Origin of the sequence: Mycobacterium sp. Aquia_213 (assembly GCF_026625985.1) — a bacterium.
GTDB lineage: Bacteria > Actinomycetota > Actinomycetes > Mycobacteriales > Mycobacteriaceae > Mycobacterium.
The window spans coordinates 4,176,071-4,192,365 of record NZ_CP113116.1 but is presented as its reverse complement, the minus strand read 5'-3'; the positions used below and the strand labels follow the sequence as shown (position 1 = coordinate 4,192,365).

Here is a 16,295-nt window from a genome sequence, read left to right as displayed (position 1 = left end):
ATTGATCGGTTATGTGGCGAAACACTCACGGGTGCTTGCCAAACGCATCGCCTCCGACGATCGGCGTTGACGCGGGCGTTCAGCCGAAGTTGGTGCCGGCGGTCAGTTGTTCCCATTTCGCGATTTCGCTCGCGCGGGCGTCGGCCGTGTAGCGATAGAACGCGAGCGCGTCGGGCCCCAGCAGCAGGAACGCGGGCGGCTCGCTGGAGTCGACGGCGGTAACGATCGCGGCGCCGGCTTTGGCGGGGTCGCCCGCTTGGGTGCCGTCCATCGTGTCGTTTTCCTTGCGACGCTGTCCGGCGGTTCCGGCGTAGTCGTCGATGACAGTGGCCGACTGGACGAGTGAGCGTCCGGCGAAGTCGGTGCGAAATGCGCCCGGCTCAACGATGGTCACCGAAATGCCCAGTGGGGCCAGCTCGCCGCGAAGCGCGCCACTTACCCCCTCCAGCGCTGCCTTCGCGGCGGCGTAGTAGCCGGACCCCACCGGCGTCAATTGAGCACCGATCGAGGAGATGTTCACGATCGCGCCGCTGCGGCGCGCCCGCATGCCGGGCAGGACGGCCTTGATCATCGCGACGGCGCCAAAGAAGTGCGTCTCGAACAGGGTTCGGACTTCGTCGTCGTCGCCTTCTTCGACTGCGGCGCGATAACCGTAGCCGGCGTTGTTGACCAGCACGTCGACGCCGCCGAACCGCTCTTGGGCCTGCTGTACGGCCGAGTCGATCTGGTCGGGCTCGGTGACGTCCAGTGCGATGGGCAGCACCCGATCGGGCGCGATGTCTGCCAAGTCGGAGACCTTTGCGGCGTCTCGTGCGGTGACGACGGCATGGTGGCCGGCATCGATGACAGCTTCGGCGAGCGCTCGGCCGAGTCCGGTTGAGCAGCCGGTAATGAGCCAGGTTTGCATGGGCGGTCCTCTTCGGTGTCGTGGCGCAATCAGCACCGCATCTTTTCTAGCTCAGCCGGTCAGCGCGCGGCCCACAATCAACGGATCCGGTTCGCCCACCACTTCATGAGAAACCGAGAACCACAGCTCGGTCAGGTTTATCCTGTTGGCGACCACCATCCCCTCGAAAAGCGGTGCTGCTGCATGAATTCGGCGTATTGCTTAGGTGAACAAAGCCCATCATCTTCTGGATGCGGCGTTCGGGAGTGGACAGGGCGTCACGATCTCTCTGCCATGTCATCCGACGCTAGCTCCAGTAACGGCGCCGACAACCCGGACCGGGCACGGGGCCGGTTTCGGCAACCCTGCGAGATCATTCACCGGCCCCTATGCTGAATCTCGGTTTCTTCCGACAGGGGCGTTAGCGATGCCGGCAGTGACATGCGAGGCGTGCGGGACCGAGCTGCGCGCCAACGCCAAATTCTGCGACCAGTGCGGGCGACCGGCAACAACCGTCGGAGAGCTGGCCGAGTACAAGCAAGTGACGGTCATCTTCACTGACGTGGTGCGCTCCATGGACCTGGCGGCGGCCTTGGACACGGAGCGATTGCGGGAAATCATGTCCGACCTGTTGCGGCGTTCATCCGATGTGGTGCGCCGCTACGGCGGCACGATCAACTCGTTCAACGGAGACGGTGTGATGGCGCTGTTCGGCGCCCCCGTCGCGCTGGAAGACCATGCGGTTCGAGCATGCCTGGCGGCCTTGGACATTCAGCGCGAGGCCGCCTCGCTGGCCGAGCAGGTCAAGCGCCGAGATGCGATCGCGCTGTCCCTTCGGGTCGGGCTGAATTCCGGGCGCGTCATCGCGGGTGCGGTTGGTGCCGAACCGTGGAGCTACACCGCCGTCGGGGAGCAAGTGGGCATGGCGCAGCGGATGGAGTCGGCGGCGCCGCCGGGGGGTGTGATGCTGAGTCAGTCCACCGCCAGACTGGTCGAGCACTGTGCGTCGCTGGGCGAGCCGGAGCTGATTCGGATCAAGAACCGCGAAGACCCGGTCGTTGCGAGGCAACTAATCGGGATCGGTGCGGGACGCACCGATCGAGTCGAAGCGGCTCTGGTGGGCCGGCGCCCGGAGATGGCCGCACTGGACGAGACTCTGCAGCGTGCGATCAACGGCCGCGGCAGCACGGTGATTCTGGCCGGCGCGGCCGGTATCGGAAAGAGCCGTCTGGCCCGCGAGGTCGAGGCCGTGGCGGCCGGACGGGACATGGACGTCGTCTCGGTGGCCGCCGAGTCGCACTGCGCCGAGATACCGTTCATGGTGGTCGCGCGGCTGCTCCGCTCGCTGACCGGCTTTCACGATCTGGATGCCCAAGAAGCCCGAGAGGCGTTGCGAGAACTCGCTTCTGACGGTGACGAGCAGGACCTGTTGCTGCTCGCAGACCTGCTCGGAAGCCGAGATCCAGCAGCCGCGTCGGCCGCGCTCGACCCCGACGCGCGTCGTCGACGGCTGAGCGCGCTGGTCATCCGCATTGTGCGCGAGCGGGTGCGGCCCGCGCTGTGCATCGTCGAGCACGCGCGCTGGACCGACCCGGCCAGCCAGTCGATCCTGGCCGATCTTGCGGCCGAGATGCACGACACCCGATCCGTGTTGCTCATCACTCAGCGCCCGGAGTATAGCGGCGCATTAAAAGTGATCGCCGGGGCACGGTCCATTGTCGTTGAGCCGCTGAATCATTCGGACACGGCCGCGTTGGTCGGCGAGCTGATCGGTGCCGATTCGTCGGTCGCCGCGGTGGCGAAGGCGATCACCCAGCAAGCGGCCGGCAATCCGTTCTTCGCCGAGGAGATCGTCCGCGACCTCCGCGATCGGGGTGTGCTGGAAGGGCAGCCCGGGGCCTTTCGGTGCACCACCGAGGTCACCGACATCACCGTGCCCGCTACGGTTCAGGCCGCGGTCACCGCTCGGATCGATCGCCTGTCCGCGCCGGCGAAGCGCACGCTCTGCGCCGCGGCGGTGATCGGTGATCGGTTCAGCGCCGATGTGCTCACCAGCCTGGGTGTGCAGGCCAGAGTCGACGAACTCGTCGAGGGCGATTTCATCGACGAAATCGTCACTCGGCGAGCGCATCTCGCCGTGCTCGGTGCTCCCCAGTCCCAGGAGTATGCCTTTCGTCAGGGCTTGATCCGTTCGGTCGCGTATGACTCTCAGCTCAGGTCCGCTCGCGCCGGGTTACATCGGCGGTTGGCCGCAATCATCCAGGAGCGCGATCCCGACGCCGTCGATGCCAATGCGGAACGGGTGGCCGAGCATCTGGAATCCGCCGGCGACCTGCGCGATGCCTACGACTGGCATATCCGTGCGGGGACATGGTTGAGCACCCGCGATATCGCGTCCGCACATTTGAGCTGGAAACGGGCCCGTCGGGTCGCCGATCGGTTGCCGCGCGACGAACCCGAGGTGTTGGGGATGCGGATCGCACCGCGGGCGGCGTTGTGCGCCAGCATGTGGCTGATCGGGGGCAGCGTGGCCGACACCGGCTTTTCCGAACTCGACGAGTTGTGCGCCCAAGCCGGGGACAAGGTGTCACTGGCCTTCGGCATGGCCGGGCAAGTCATGTCGTGGACGTTGCACAACGAGGTCCGAGAAGCCGCGCGGCTGGGCGCCGAGCACATCGCACTGCTCGAATCGATCGGCGACCCGACGCTGCTGATGGGCATGTCCCATCCCGGGGTGTTGGCCCACTGTCAGGCCGGGGAGATGGCCGAGGCGCTGCGGGTCGGCGAACGGGTGGTCGAATTGGCGGCCGGCGATGCGAACGCGGGTAACTTCATTGTCGGATCGCCGCTGGCGATAGCCACGGCGATGTGCAGTTTTATCAAGTGCTCCATGGGAATACCCGGCTGGCGGCGCTACGCCGACGAGGCGATGGCCATGGCGCGCGGATGCGACGCGATCACCCACGCCACGGTGACGATGTACAAGTACGTGCCGGTGATGTACGGGGCCATCGCGCTGGGCGACGACGCCTTGCGCGATACCGCCGAAGCGGTGCGCATCGCCGAACGTTCGGGCGACGACTTCACCGTGGGCTTCGCGCGGTTCACCCGTGGCGTGGTGCTCATCCATCACGAAAACGCCGACACCGCAGAGGGGCTCGAGCTCTTCGCGGCGGTTCGGGAGTTGAGCGCACAAGAGCGGCTCAGCATGACGATGCTGCCGCCGATCGACACTCACCTCGCTCGTGCACAAGCGGATGCCGGCGATCTTGACGGAGCGATTAAGTTGTGCCGCAACCTAGTTGACGACTTGCATGCGACCTCGGGGATGCTCTACCTGGGTATGTCGGCCGAACTGCTGGGAGAGCTTTTGCTGCGCCGAGGCATGGCCGGCGATCTGGATGAGGTTGGCGCGGTCATCGACAGGTTGAGCGCGGTGCGCACCGACCCGGGCTATGTGTTCAACGAGCTGTCGATGCTGCGGTTGCGGGCCCTGCTGGCCCGCGCGCAGGGCGACGAGGCCAGTTACCGCATATACGCGAAAGACCATGGCGAGCTGGCGAATTCGATTGGCTTCGAGGAGAGTATGTCGACAGCCGCCGCCATATCATGAACTACCCGGCAGCGGCACACCGCTCCAGGCGGAACGTGCGCATGAAGCCGCCCGGCTGCGTCGTGAGCGTCACCTCTACCGCGCCGCTGGGCGCGACGACGTAGCGTTCCTCGACATCCGGCCCGTCTGTCCACCGGCCGACCGGCTGGCGCCCGAGGTCGTCGCGGTCGTAGAGCGCGGGGTCGAAGGGGAACAGAACCGGATCGTAGGGGGTCACGTCCCCGTCGGGGCGGCCGTTGACCAGGCGGCTGCACTCCACGAAGCGGAAATGCCCGATGTTGTGTGCGGCCCGGTATGTCCGCCGGACGATGAGCGGAGTATCGCCTTCGGCGGGCAGCGAGACGTCTTTGCCCACGATCGGATCGAAGACGACGCCGGCGCCGGCTTCGGCCTCGCGGAAGACGCCGAAGTGCCGCGAAAAGCGTTCGGACAATGCAAAACCGGCCTGCTTGTCGAGGAATACGGCGAGGCCGATGGCGGTGGCGGCAAACGGGTGTGGCGAACGCTTCACCCGCTTTTCGCCGAAGGTGGCGCGCAGCATCCGGGAGATGAGGGGAAAGCCGCCGGCCCCGCCCACCACGTAGATGCCGGCGACCTCCGACCACGCCACGTCCCGGCTACCGTCGTGCAGGATCCGGTTGAGCAGGTCGATCGTGGGTGTGACGAGCGGCCCACAAGCCGAGTAGACGTCGTCGATGCCGCACGAAAACGGTGGTCGATCGACCCCGGCGTCGATCCCCGTCAGGTCGACCAGGAAGCGGCGTGTCTGAGGTCCGACCGCCTCCTTGCGCACCGCACACTCCTCGCGCAGCAGGTCGAGCGCGCCGGCATCCACGTCGCGCAGTTTCGCGCCGTCGGAGACGAGCCGCACAATCGCCTCATCGAAATCGTCACCGCCCAGACGCTGGATCCCCTCGCTGATCACGACCTCGTTCGAATGCCCGGTCATCTTCAGCAACGATGCGTCGAAGGTGCCGCCGCCGAGGTCGTAGATCAGGACGTATTCGCGTTTGGCGGTGATGGTGGAGCGGTATCGATGGGCGTATTCGAGACTTGCGGCGGAAGGCTCGTTCAGCAGCGCGACGACGTGAAAACCGGCCGCCACGAACGCATCCAACGTCAGCAGGCGCTGAGCACTGGAGGCATTGGCGGGCACGCTGATGGCCGCCTCGACGGTGTCACCCGGTGTCAGGCTGCCATTCGAGCGCTGCAGAAGGTCGCTTTTCAGCTGAGCCAGAAATCCGGTGAGCAATTCGGTCAACCGGTAGCTGCGGCCGGCCAGCGTCACCTCGGTTTGCGGTCCGGCGTCGTTGAGCAGGCGCTTGATCGATCGCAGCACCGACCACCGGCGATCATGGCGCACGGCGGCGGCGTCCACACCGAAGCGCAACTCCCCGGCCGCGTTGGCGGCGATCAGCGAAGGCCAGGCGTCGACGCCGTCGAAGGAGACGACCGGGTAGTTACCCCGGTCGACGAGCGCGACGACAGTGTGGGTGGTGCCGAAGTCGATACCGACTCTCATTCCGCACAATCTTAGGGCGCCGCAAGCAACTTCGGGGCTCTAGATCTGTCCGGCGTGGCGCTCGCCGGACGGCATCGAGGCTTGCGGTGCGTCCCATTGCCGTTGCACCTCCCGCTCGGCGGCGGTGGCAATCAGGCCCGCGGGCGCGAACAATTTCGACGGTATCGGGTCATCCTCGGTCAACGGCCTGCCGTTGCCGCGAATTGTCTTGAGCGCGGCGACAATTCCGGCGACCAACACGATGATCACCACGACCGCGAAGAGAATCGACAGGGTGCCCTGGATAAAGGTGTTCCTGATGACTTCGTCGAGCTGATGGACATTCTTGGCCGACCCGAACGCGGTCTTGCCCGCGTGCCTGGCGGCCGAATACTGGGCGTGTTGGGACCAGTAGCCGATCGCCGGATCCGCGGAGAAGATCTTCTGCCACGACGCGGTCAGCGTGACCGTCAGATCCCACAGCAGCGGGACGCCCGGAATCCACGCCCACGCCAGCAGCCCCTTCTTGATGACGATCACCGTGATCACGGTCAGCGCGATCGCCGCGAGCAGCTGGTTGGCGATGCCGAACAGTGGAAACAGCGTGTTGATGCCGCCCAGCGGATCGGTCACGCCCATCAGCAGGATGCCGCCCCATCCCGCGCACACTGCCAGGCTGCAACCCCATACGCCCGGGCGCCAGCTCGGGTTCTGCAGCTTGGCCAACGGACCACCAAGGTTGCCGAGTGCGTCGGACAGCATGAAGCGCGCGACCCGGGTGCCCGCATCGACGGCGGTCAGAATGAACAGCGCCTCGAACATGATCGCGAAGTGATACCAGAACGCCTTGAGGCCCGCGCCGCCGAAAACCCGGTAGAGGATCTCGGACATGCCGACCGCCAGCGTCGGCGCCCCGCCGGTACGCGACACGATCGACTTTTCGCCCACGCTGGCGGCGGCCTGATTGAGCTGGTCCGCGGTCGCCGGAGTTCCGGACAGGCCGAGTCCGTTGACGTAGTGCGCCGCCGTGGCCGCGGTGCCGCCGGTCTGTGCGGCGGGGGCGTTGAGGGCGAAGTACACGTGTTGGTCCAGGATCGACGCGCTGATCAGCGCCATCACGGCGACGAACGATTCGGTGAGCATGCCGCCGTAGCCGATGAAGCGCATCTGGCTTTCCTTCTCCAGCAGCTTGGGCGTCGTCCCTGAGGAGATCAGCGCGTGAAATCCGGACAGCGCGCCACACGCGATGGTGATGAACAGGAACGGGAACAGCGCCCCGGGAAACACCGGGCCGTCGCCGCTGGACGCGAACCGCGACACCGCGGGCGCCGCCATGAGCGGGTGCGCGATAAAGATGCCGACGGCCAGCAAGGCAATGGCGCCGACCTTCATGAACGTCGACAAGTAGTCGCGCGGCGCCAGCAGCAACCACACCGGCAGCACCGACGCCACGAAGCCATAGACGGTGATCAACCAGGAGACCGTGACCGCGGACAGGGTGAACCAGGATGCGCCCCAAGAGGTTTCGCTGACCCAGCTCCCCGAGGCGACCGCGGCCATCAGCAACAAGAAGCCGATCAGTGACACTTCGCCCACCCGCCCGGGGCGCAGGAACCGCAGGTAGCAGCCCATGAAGATCGCGATCGGGATGGTCATCGCGATGGAGAACACGCCCCACGGGCTCTGGGCCAGACCACGCACCACCACCAGCGCCAACACCGCGATGATGATCACCATGATCACGAGGACGCCGACGATCGCGGACGCGCCGCCGATGTTGCCCAGCTCGTCGCGGGCCATCTGACCCAGCGAGCGGCCCCGGCGCCGGGTGGAGATCCACAGCACCAAGTAGTCCTGGACGGCGCCGGCGAAAACCGCGCCGACGATGATCCAGATGCTGCAGGGCAAGTAGCCCATCTGGGTGGCCAGCACCGGACCGACGAGTGGTCCCGCCCCGGCGATCGCGGCGAAGTGATGGCCGAACAGCACCCGCCGGTCGGTCGGGACATAGTCGGCGCCGTCGTCGAAAATCTCGGCCGGGGTGGCGTGGTCGTCGCGGGGGCGGACGATCTTCATTTCGATCAACCGCGCATAGAACCGGAACCCGATGATGTAGGTGCAGATCGCGGCGACCACGATCCAGACGGCGTTCACCGCCTCTCCGCGAATGAACGCGATGATCGCCCAGGCGACGGCACCGATCACCGCGATGATCCCGAAGACGATCTTGTGCCGGAGGCTGATGGGGGAGCGGTCGATAATGGCGACGGGCGGCAGGTCGTCATCGGTGCGGATGTAGCTGACATCTTTGTCGTGCACAGTCACGGTCAAACCCTACGACGATGCGCAGCGCGTCGCCCGGCTGAATTAATACAGCGCACGGACGTTGTCGATGGTGTCGGCCTCGGCCGGACTCTTGTCGTCGCGGTAGCGCACGACCCGGGCAAACCGCAGCGCCAGCCCGCCCGGGTAGCGCGTCGAGCGCTGCACGCCGTCGAGCGCGATTTCGACGACCTGCTCGGGGCGTAACTGGACCACATAGCCGTCCATCGACCCGACGGCGAGCTCGCTGAACCTCGCCGTCTGCCACTCCAGCATGGCATCGGTCATGCCCTTGAAAGTCTTTCCCACCATGATGAATTCGCCCGTTGTCGAGTCGCGGGCGCCCAGATGGATATTGGACAGTTTGCCGGTTCGGCGTCCCGAACCCCATTCGACGGCGAGCACCACCAGGTCGAGCGTGTGGACCGGCTTGACCTTGAGCCAGCCCGCGCCGCGACGGCCGGCAAGGTAGGGCGCACCCGGCGCCTTCGCCATCACTCCTTCGTGACCGGCGGCCAGCGTGGCCTGCAGGAAGGCAGCGGCGGCATCGGGATCAGAGGTGGCCAACCGGTCGACCCGCTGCCGGGGCGGTACCAGCGCGTCGAGGGCGGCGAGCCGCTCGGTGGTCGGTGCATCGAGCAGATCGACGCCGTCGCGGTGCAGGATGTCGAAGAAGAACACCGAAAGCGGTTGCGCCGCTTGGGCTGAGGCCACGTCGACCGATCGGCCGAACCGGGATGCGGTGACCTGAAAGCGGTGCGGTCGATCATCGGGGCGCAGCGCGATCGCCTCGCCGTCGGCGATGAGGTCGGTGACGGGCAGCGCCAGCGTCGCCTCCACCACCTCCGGCAGCCGGGCGGTGACGTCGTCCAGACTTCGGGTGTAGACGGTGACCGTGTCCCCGGCGCGGTGGATCTGCACCCGTGCGCCGTCCAGCTTTGCCTCGAAAATCGTTGTGCCGCCATGGCGTTCGAGCGCGTCGGCCACACTGGTCGCGGTCTGCGCCAGCATCGGGTCGACCGGCTGGCCCACCCGCAGGGTGAAGGCCTGCAGCGCGACGGCGCCACCGGACAGGGCCGCCGCCGCTGCCGAGGGCAGATCCCCGCCCAGCATCGCCGCACGCTGGACCGCGGCGGCCGGGATGTCGGCGGCCCTGGCGACCGCGTCGGCCATGATTCCGGCCAACGCACCCTGGCGCAGTTCACCGCTGAGCAACCGCACCAGGAACGTCTGCTCGTATTCGGTCGCCGCGGTGAACAGCGTCGCGAGCAGTTCGGCACGCCGCGCCTGCGATCCCTTGCCTGCGACCGCGCCGATCTCGGTGAAGGTGGCATGCACTCCGGCAACGGTGAGCTGCGGTTCGGCAGCCGCCGGCGGCCGCGACCGCAACGACGCCCAGCCCACGCCGATCTGACGTTGCGGGAGTTCACCCGAGAGCCACGACACGACGATCGCGACCACTTCGCGGTCCGGTGCGGCGCGGGTCAGCAGCTCGGCGATGCGCGCGACCTTGGTCAGCCGGGACGATGTGGCGCCGACGTCGGTCGACGTGGCTACCACCTCGATAAGGAGCACGATCGTCAGCTTGGCATGGCTCGGTGACAACCCGTCCGAGCGGACACGCTAGCGTTCCTACGTAACGTTACAGATTGCACAGGATCTGACAACCCAAAAAGGAGACGTCCGGATGGAGATCAATGGGAAGAAGGCCGTCGTCATCGGCGGCGCGTCGGGGATGGGTCGTGCCACGGCCGAACTGTTCGCCGAGCGCGGCGCGGATGTCGCGATCTTCGACCGCGAGGGTTCCGACGGTAAAGCGGTTGCCGAGGGCATCAGTGGCGCGTTCTACCCGGTCGACGTCACCGACTTCACCGGCACCGAGGAGATACTGCAGACCGCGGTCGACAAGCTGGGCGGCCTGCATGTCGTGGTCACCACGGCCGGTGGCGGCATCGCCAAGCGCACGCTGACCAAGTCCGGCCCGCACGACCTCGAATCCTTCCAATCGGTTATCGATCTCAACCTCATCGCCACCTTCAATATCAGCCGGCTGGCGGCCGCGCACATGGCCAAGAACGAGCCCGAGGATGAAGAGCGCGGCGTCATCATCAACACCGCCTCGATCGCCGCCTTCGAGGGCCAGATCGGGCAGGTCGCCTACACCGCCGCCAAGGCAGCGATCGCGGGCATGTGCCTGACGATGGCCCGCGACCTGGGATCGATCGGGATCCGCGCGCTGGCAATTGCCCCGAGCCTGTTCCTCACCGGCCTGACCTCGATGGTTCCCGACGAGATGGCGGCGACGCTGACCCGCGACGCGGCCTTCCCCAAGCGGATGGGCCGGCCCGAGGAGTACGCCAAGCTGGCGTTGGCCATCGTCGACAACCCGATGCTCAACGGGCAGTGCCTGCGGCTGGACGCCGGACAGCGCTTCGCGCCCAAGTAGAGACCCCCGGCAGGGGGCCGCTAGAGGCCCGGGCGCAATAAGTACACTCTTTAGGCAGCCGCCCCGCTCCCCCTCGGAGCGGGGCCGGCTGACCACCCGGCGACGGTGCGGGGCGGGTACTGGCGCGAGGAGGTCCCCATGGGTATCGCACTTACCGACGACCATCGTGAGCTCGCCGAGGTCGCTCGCTCGTTCCTGACTTCGCAGAAGGCACGCCCCGCGGCGCGCGCGCTACTGGACAGCCCCGACGAGAGCCGGCCCACGTTCTGGCCCGACATCGTCGAGCTCGGCTGGCTCGGTCTGCACGTCGACGAGGAACACGGCGGCTCCGGCTACGGATTGCCCGAGCTCGTCGTGGTCATCGAAGAGCTCGGCCGCGCGGTCGCCCCGGGCCCGTTCGTCCCGACCGTGATCGCGTCGGCTGTGATCGCCAAAGATGGCACCAGCGAACAAAAGTCGCGGCTGCTGCCCGGCCTGATCGACGGAACCGTCACCGCGGGCATCGGGCTGAACAGCGGGGTCAAGGTCACCGACGGCGCCGCCAGCGGCGAGGCTGGAATCGTGCTGGGCGCCGGGCTCGCCGAGCTGTTGCTGATCGCCGCGGGCGACGACGTGCTGGTGCTGGAACGCGGCCGGTCCGGTGTCTCGGTCGAGGTGCCCGGCAACCTCGATCCCACCCGGCGTTCTGGACGTGTCCGGCTGGACAACGTGAGCGTCGGTCCCGACGACGTCCTGGTCGGGGCGCGGCAATCGGCGCTGGCCCGGGCGCGGACCCTGCTGGCCGCTGAGGCGGTGGGCGGGGCGACCGACTGCGTCGAGGCCGCCGTCGACTACGCCAAGGTGCGCCAGCAATTCGGCCGCACCATCGCGACTTTTCAGGCCGTGAAGCATCATTGCGCCAACATGTTGGTGGCCTCGGAGTCGGCGACTGCCGCGGTCTGGGACGCATCGCGCGCGGCTGCAGAGGACGAGGATCAGTTTCGGCTGAGCGCGGCAGTGGCTGCCGCGCATGCCTTTCCCGCTTACGCGCGCAATGCCGAGCTCAACATTCAGGTGCACGGTGGTATCGGCTTCACCTGGGAGCACGACGCCCATCTGCATCTGCGCCGGGCGCTGGTGACCTCCTCCCTGTTCGGCGGCGACGCACCGGCCGCCGATGTCTTTGATCGCACCGCGTCGGGCGGCGTGCGGGAGAACAGTCTGGACCTGCCGCCCGAGGCCGAAGAATTACGCACCCGCATCCACGCCGACGCCGCCGAGATCGCCGCGCTGGACAAGCAGGCTCAGCGCGACAAGCTGATCGAGACCGGCTACGTGATGCCGCACTGGCCCAAGCCGTGGGGCCGCGCCGCTGACTCGGTGGAGCAGCTGGTGATCGAGGAGGAGTTTCGCGCGGCGGGCATCAAGCGCCCCGACTACGGGATCACCGGATGGGTGATTCTGACGCTGATCCAGCATGGGACGCCTTGGCAGATCGAAAGATTCGTGGAGAAGGCGCTGCGCAAAGACGAAGTCTGGTGCCAGCTGTTCTCCGAACCGGAAGCGGGCTCGGATGCGGCGTCCATCAGGACCAAGGCCACCAGGGTCGAGGGCGGCTGGAAGATCAACGGCCAAAAGGTGTGGACCAGCGGGGCCCACTACTGCGCGCGCGGGCTGGCCACCGTGCGCACCGATCCCGAAGCACCCAAGCACGCCGGCATCACCACGGTGATCGTCGACATGAAGGCGCCCGAGGTCGAGGTGCGTCCGTTGCGCCAGATGACCGGTGACTCGGACTTCAACGAAGTGTTCTTCAACGATCTGTTTGTTCCCGACGAAGATGTAGTCGGCGCGCCGAACACGGGATGGACGGTCGCTCGCGCAACGCTTGGCAACGAACGCGTCAGCATCGGCGGCAGCGGGTCCTTCTACGCAGGCATCGACGAGTTGCTCATCGGCCTTGCCCAGCAGCGGCCAGATCAGTTGGCGGGGGCCAAGATTCGCGTCGGAAACTTCCTCGCCGACGACCACGCGCTGCGGCTGCTCAACCTACGCCGCGCCGCCCGCAGCGTGGAGGGAGCGGGCCCGGGCCCGGAAGGCAACGTCACCAAACTCAAGTTGGCCGAACACATGGTGGACGGGGCCGCGATCTCGGCGGCACTGCTGGGGCCCGAGGTCGCGTTGACCGAGGGACCCGGCGCGTTGGCGGGCCGGATGATCATGGGTGCCCGTGGCATGTCGATCGCCGGTGGTACCTCGGAGGTGACCCGGAATCAGATCGCCGAGCGGATTCTCGGCATGCCGCGCGACCCGCTGATCAACTGACTCGCGCCCGTTAGGCCGGTGCGAATAACGGCGCGCCGCCCGCGCCCTTCTCCGGCAGGATGCGGACCGGCATTCCGCAGGTCACCGAATCCGGTTCGCAGTCAACGATATTGGCAGCAACCCGCAGCCCGGCTTGTTCAGCGAGCTCGACGATGGCGATCACATAGGGGACCGGGATCTCCGGGTTATACGGATGGTGGTTGACCGTGAAGGTGAAGACCGTGCCCTGTCCGGAAATCGGGCGCGCGACCAACGTGGCGCCACACTGCCGGCATTCGCCGGACGCAGGGTGCACCCAGCGGGAGCAATCGTTGCAGTGCTCGATGAGCAGCGGTGATGTCGTCTCGGCTGACACGGGCAATACAGTACACTCTATTGGTTCGGGTGCGTGCGACGGGTTCACCTCTGACGGGCGGTGCAGATGACATATTTCGAAAAAGACGCGATCGTGTCCGGTATCGGGATTTCCCGCATCGGCCGGCGGACCGGTATCCCGGGGCGCGACCTCACCATGGAGGCGGTGCGCGGCGCCATCGCCGACGCCGGCCTGGCGCCCGCCGACATCGACGGCATCGCGACGTTGGGTGACACTCCGGCCCAAGAGGTCAATGCCGAACTCAATATCGATGCGGCCGACTGCGGCAGCGGGTTCGGTACCGGCGGACTGCTGAGCCCGGTGATGTCGGCATGCCGCGCGGTGTCCGAGCGGCGTGCCCGGCATGTGGTGGTGTACCGAACCATCCAAATGCTCGGCGGCACAGTGCCGGTCAAGCAGGAGGAAAACGCGCCCGCCCCGCCGCTGGCGCGAATGTTCGAGACACCAGAGGGCGCGGAGCGCCCCGCCGTCGGCGCGATGGACGACGTCAACGATCTGGTTGCGGCCCAAGCGTATTCGGCCGCGAACTGGCTGGCGCTGAACTGCCGCCGCCACATGGACTTGTACGGAACCACCAAGGAACAGCTGGGTTGGTTGGCGCTGAACGGCAGGCGCAACGCCGCGCTGAATCCGCTTGCGGTCTACCGCGAGCCGATGACGATGGCCGATTACCTGGGGGCGCGGCTGGTGTCGACGCCGTTCGGGCTGCTGGATTGCGATGTGCCCATCGACGGATCGATCGCGGTGGTGGTGTCCAGCGCCGAGTACGGGCCCGATTGCCCGCACCGGCCCGTGCGGGTGGAGGCGATCGGCGGGTCCGACGGTGCCGGTGGCTGGTTCCACCGCGACGACTACCCGAAGATGGCGATGTCGGATGCGACGGCGCAGATGTGGTCGCGCACCGATCTGAAACCCGCCGATCTTGCGGTTGCCGAGCTGTATGACGGTTTCACCTATCTCACGATCGCCTGGTTAGAAGCCCTGGGCGTCTGTGGTGACGGCGAGGCCGGCCCCTTCGTCGAGGGCGGCGCGCGGATTGCCCGCGACGGGCAACTGCCGCTGAACACCTACGGCGGCCAACTCTCGGCCGGGCGCATGCACGGCTACTGGGCACTGCACGAAGGATGCCTGCAGTTGCGCGGCGAGGCGGGGGAGCGGCAGGTGTCGCAGCGACCCGAGGTCGGCGTGGTTTCGGTTGGCGGGGGTCCGGTCGCGGGTTGCATGCTGCTCACCTGCTGAGAAAGCTTGTGGGAGTCCAGTATTGAGCTTCAGATAAGTCCCGCGCCGGCCGCGGGCGGGACAAAAAAGCTGGCTTCGACGATTGCGCGCGACATCGAGGCGGACATCGTTCGCCGCGGCTGGCCCGTCGGAGAATCGCTGGGTTCTGAAACTGCGCTGCAACAGCGCTACGGGGTGAGTCGGTCGGTGCTGCGGGAGGCCGTTCGCCTCGTCGAGCACCATCGGGTGGCCCGGACGCGGCGCGGTCCGGGCGGCGGGCTGCTGATCAGCGAGCCGGACGCGGGACCCGCGACTCGCGCGGTGGTCATCTATCTCGAATACCTGGGCACCACGCTGGCCGATCTGCTCAACGCGCGACTGGTGCTCGAGCCGTTGGCGGCCTCGCTTGCGGCGGAGCGGATCGACGAAGCCGGCATCGAGCGGTTGCGCGGAGTGCTGCGCGCCGCGGAACAGTGGCGGCCGGGTCTGCCGGCACCGCGCGACGAGTTCCACATCGCGCTGGCGGAGCAGTCGAAAAACCCGGTCCTCCAACTGTTTATCGACGTGTTGATGAGGCTGACCACCCGCTACGCCCTGCGGTCGCGCACCGACTCGGCAAGTGAGGCCATCGAGGCACTCGATTACATGCACCACGACCACTCCGAAATCGTTGCCGCCGTTACCGCCGGCGATTCCGCCCGTGCCAAGACGCTGTCCGAGCGACACGTCGAAGCGGTGAACGCCTGGCTGCAAGAGCATCACCCGGGGGCGGGGCGGGCCGGGCGGGCCGGCCGCAGACCTGAGCCGGCCGACAGCGGACTTCCGCGCGCGAAGATGGCGGAGGTGCTGGCGGCCAGCATCGGCGACGAGATCGGCTCCGGCGGCTGGCAGGTCGGTTCGGTCTTCGGCACCGAGACGGCTTTGCTGGAGCGCTACCGGGTGAGCCGCGCGGTGTTACGCGAAGCGGTGCGACTGCTCGAATACCACTCGGTCGCGCAGATGCGCCGCGGGCCCGGTGGCGGGCTGGTCGTCACCAAGCCCCATGCACAGGCCAGCATCGACACCATCGCGCTGTACCTGCAATTCCGAAAGCCGAGCCGCGAAGACCTGCGTTGCGTGCGCGACGCCATCGAGATCGACAACGTCGTCAAGGTCGTCAAACGCCGCGCCGAACCCGAGGTGGCGGCCTTCCTGCACACTCACCGGTCCGCGCTCGTCGCCACGCCGCACATCGCCGATGATGCGCGCCAGGCCTCGTCAGAGGAATTGCGGTTCCACATCGGACTGGCGCAGCTGGCCGGCAACGCGCTGTTGGACCTGTTCTTGAGGATCATCGTCGAGCTGTTTCGCCGGCACTGGTCCAGCACCGGGCAAGAGCCCCCCGCCCGGGATGACTTCGCCGCCGTCGAACACGCGCATTTGCGGATTCTCGACGCGATCACGGCCGGAGACGACAGCTTGGCGCGCTACCGCATTCGTCGTCATCTCGACGCCGCTGCCTCCTGGTGGCTGTGACGGACGTCGTCCGGTTATTCGAGGCTGGTTTGTGATCACTTTCCTGCGTAGGGAACGCGCGTGCGGGGTACTTGGGATTGGTAATGGGGCGCGGGGATACGTAAAGGGAGCCGG

General features: G+C 67.0%; 10 protein-coding genes. 5 read left to right on the top strand and 5 right to left on the bottom strand.

The features are described from left to right. Nucleotides 1-79: 79 nt before the first annotated feature. Entirely contained in the window at nt 80-907 is an 828-nt protein-coding gene (locus LMQ14_RS19435; RefSeq protein WP_267731147.1) for an oxidoreductase, read from the bottom strand. Nucleotides 908-1,313: 406 nt separating this feature from the next. Here LMQ14_RS19435 and LMQ14_RS19430 point away from each other — a divergent pair, with 406 nt between their 5' ends. After that, nucleotides 1,314-4,499: an adenylate/guanylate cyclase domain-containing protein gene (locus tag LMQ14_RS19430; RefSeq protein ID WP_267731146.1), complete on the top strand. Its 3,186-nt coding sequence runs from the start codon at nt 1,314-1,316 to the stop codon at nt 4,497-4,499. Between the two features lies 1 nt (nt 4,500). On the opposite strand, the gene LMQ14_RS19425 is transcribed toward LMQ14_RS19430, so the two are convergent. Genes LMQ14_RS19425 through LMQ14_RS19415 form a run of 3 tightly spaced genes read right to left on the bottom strand, consistent with a single transcriptional unit; the run spans nt 4,501 to nt 9,897 of the window. Then, on the bottom strand, nt 4,501-6,021 hold the full coding sequence (locus LMQ14_RS19425) for an Hsp70 family protein (protein ID WP_267731145.1): 1,521 nt from the start codon (nt 6,019-6,021) through the stop codon (nt 4,501-4,503). A 39-nt stretch (nt 6,022-6,060) separates the two neighbouring features. Beyond that, on the bottom strand, nt 6,061-8,331 hold the full coding sequence (locus LMQ14_RS19420) for a carbon starvation CstA family protein (RefSeq protein WP_267731144.1): 2,271 nt from the start codon (nt 8,329-8,331) through the stop codon (nt 6,061-6,063). Nucleotides 8,332-8,367: 36 nt separating this feature from the next. Continuing rightward, on the bottom strand, nt 8,368-9,897 hold the full coding sequence (locus tag LMQ14_RS19415; RefSeq protein ID WP_267731143.1) for an ATP-dependent DNA ligase: 1,530 nt from the start codon (nt 9,895-9,897) through the stop codon (nt 8,368-8,370). Between the two features lie 112 nt (nt 9,898-10,009). Between LMQ14_RS19415 and LMQ14_RS19410 the strand changes: the two genes are divergently transcribed. Both LMQ14_RS19410 and LMQ14_RS19405 read left to right on the top strand, forming a co-directional pair. Continuing rightward, entirely contained in the window at nt 10,010-10,768 is a 759-nt protein-coding gene (locus tag LMQ14_RS19410) for an SDR family NAD(P)-dependent oxidoreductase (protein ID WP_267731142.1), read from the top strand. A 138-nt stretch (nt 10,769-10,906) separates the two neighbouring features. Next, nucleotides 10,907-13,072, top strand: coding sequence for an acyl-CoA dehydrogenase (locus tag LMQ14_RS19405; protein WP_267731141.1), 2,166 nt, complete (start codon nt 10,907-10,909; stop codon nt 13,070-13,072). 10 nt (nt 13,073-13,082) lie between these two features. Here the strand turns inward: LMQ14_RS19405 and LMQ14_RS19400 are convergent, their stop codons facing one another. Continuing rightward, nucleotides 13,083-13,427 carry a Zn-ribbon domain-containing OB-fold protein gene (locus tag LMQ14_RS19400; RefSeq protein WP_267731140.1) on the bottom strand — a complete coding sequence of 115 codons (345 nt, stop codon included), beginning with the start codon at nt 13,425-13,427 and terminating at the stop codon, nt 13,083-13,085. Nucleotides 13,428-13,493: 66 nt separating this feature from the next. Here LMQ14_RS19400 and LMQ14_RS19395 point away from each other — a divergent pair, with 66 nt between their 5' ends. Next, the gene (locus tag LMQ14_RS19395) at nt 13,494-14,687 is read left to right on the top strand and encodes a thiolase family protein (RefSeq protein ID WP_267731139.1); all 1,194 of its coding nucleotides are present in this window, start codon (nt 13,494-13,496) and stop codon (nt 14,685-14,687) included. 33 nt (nt 14,688-14,720) lie between these two features. Further along, nucleotides 14,721-16,181, top strand: a complete 1,461-nt coding sequence (locus tag LMQ14_RS19390; protein ID WP_267735600.1) for a FadR/GntR family transcriptional regulator — start codon at nt 14,721-14,723, stop codon at nt 16,179-16,181. The last annotated feature ends 114 nt before the right edge of the window (nt 16,182-16,295 follow it).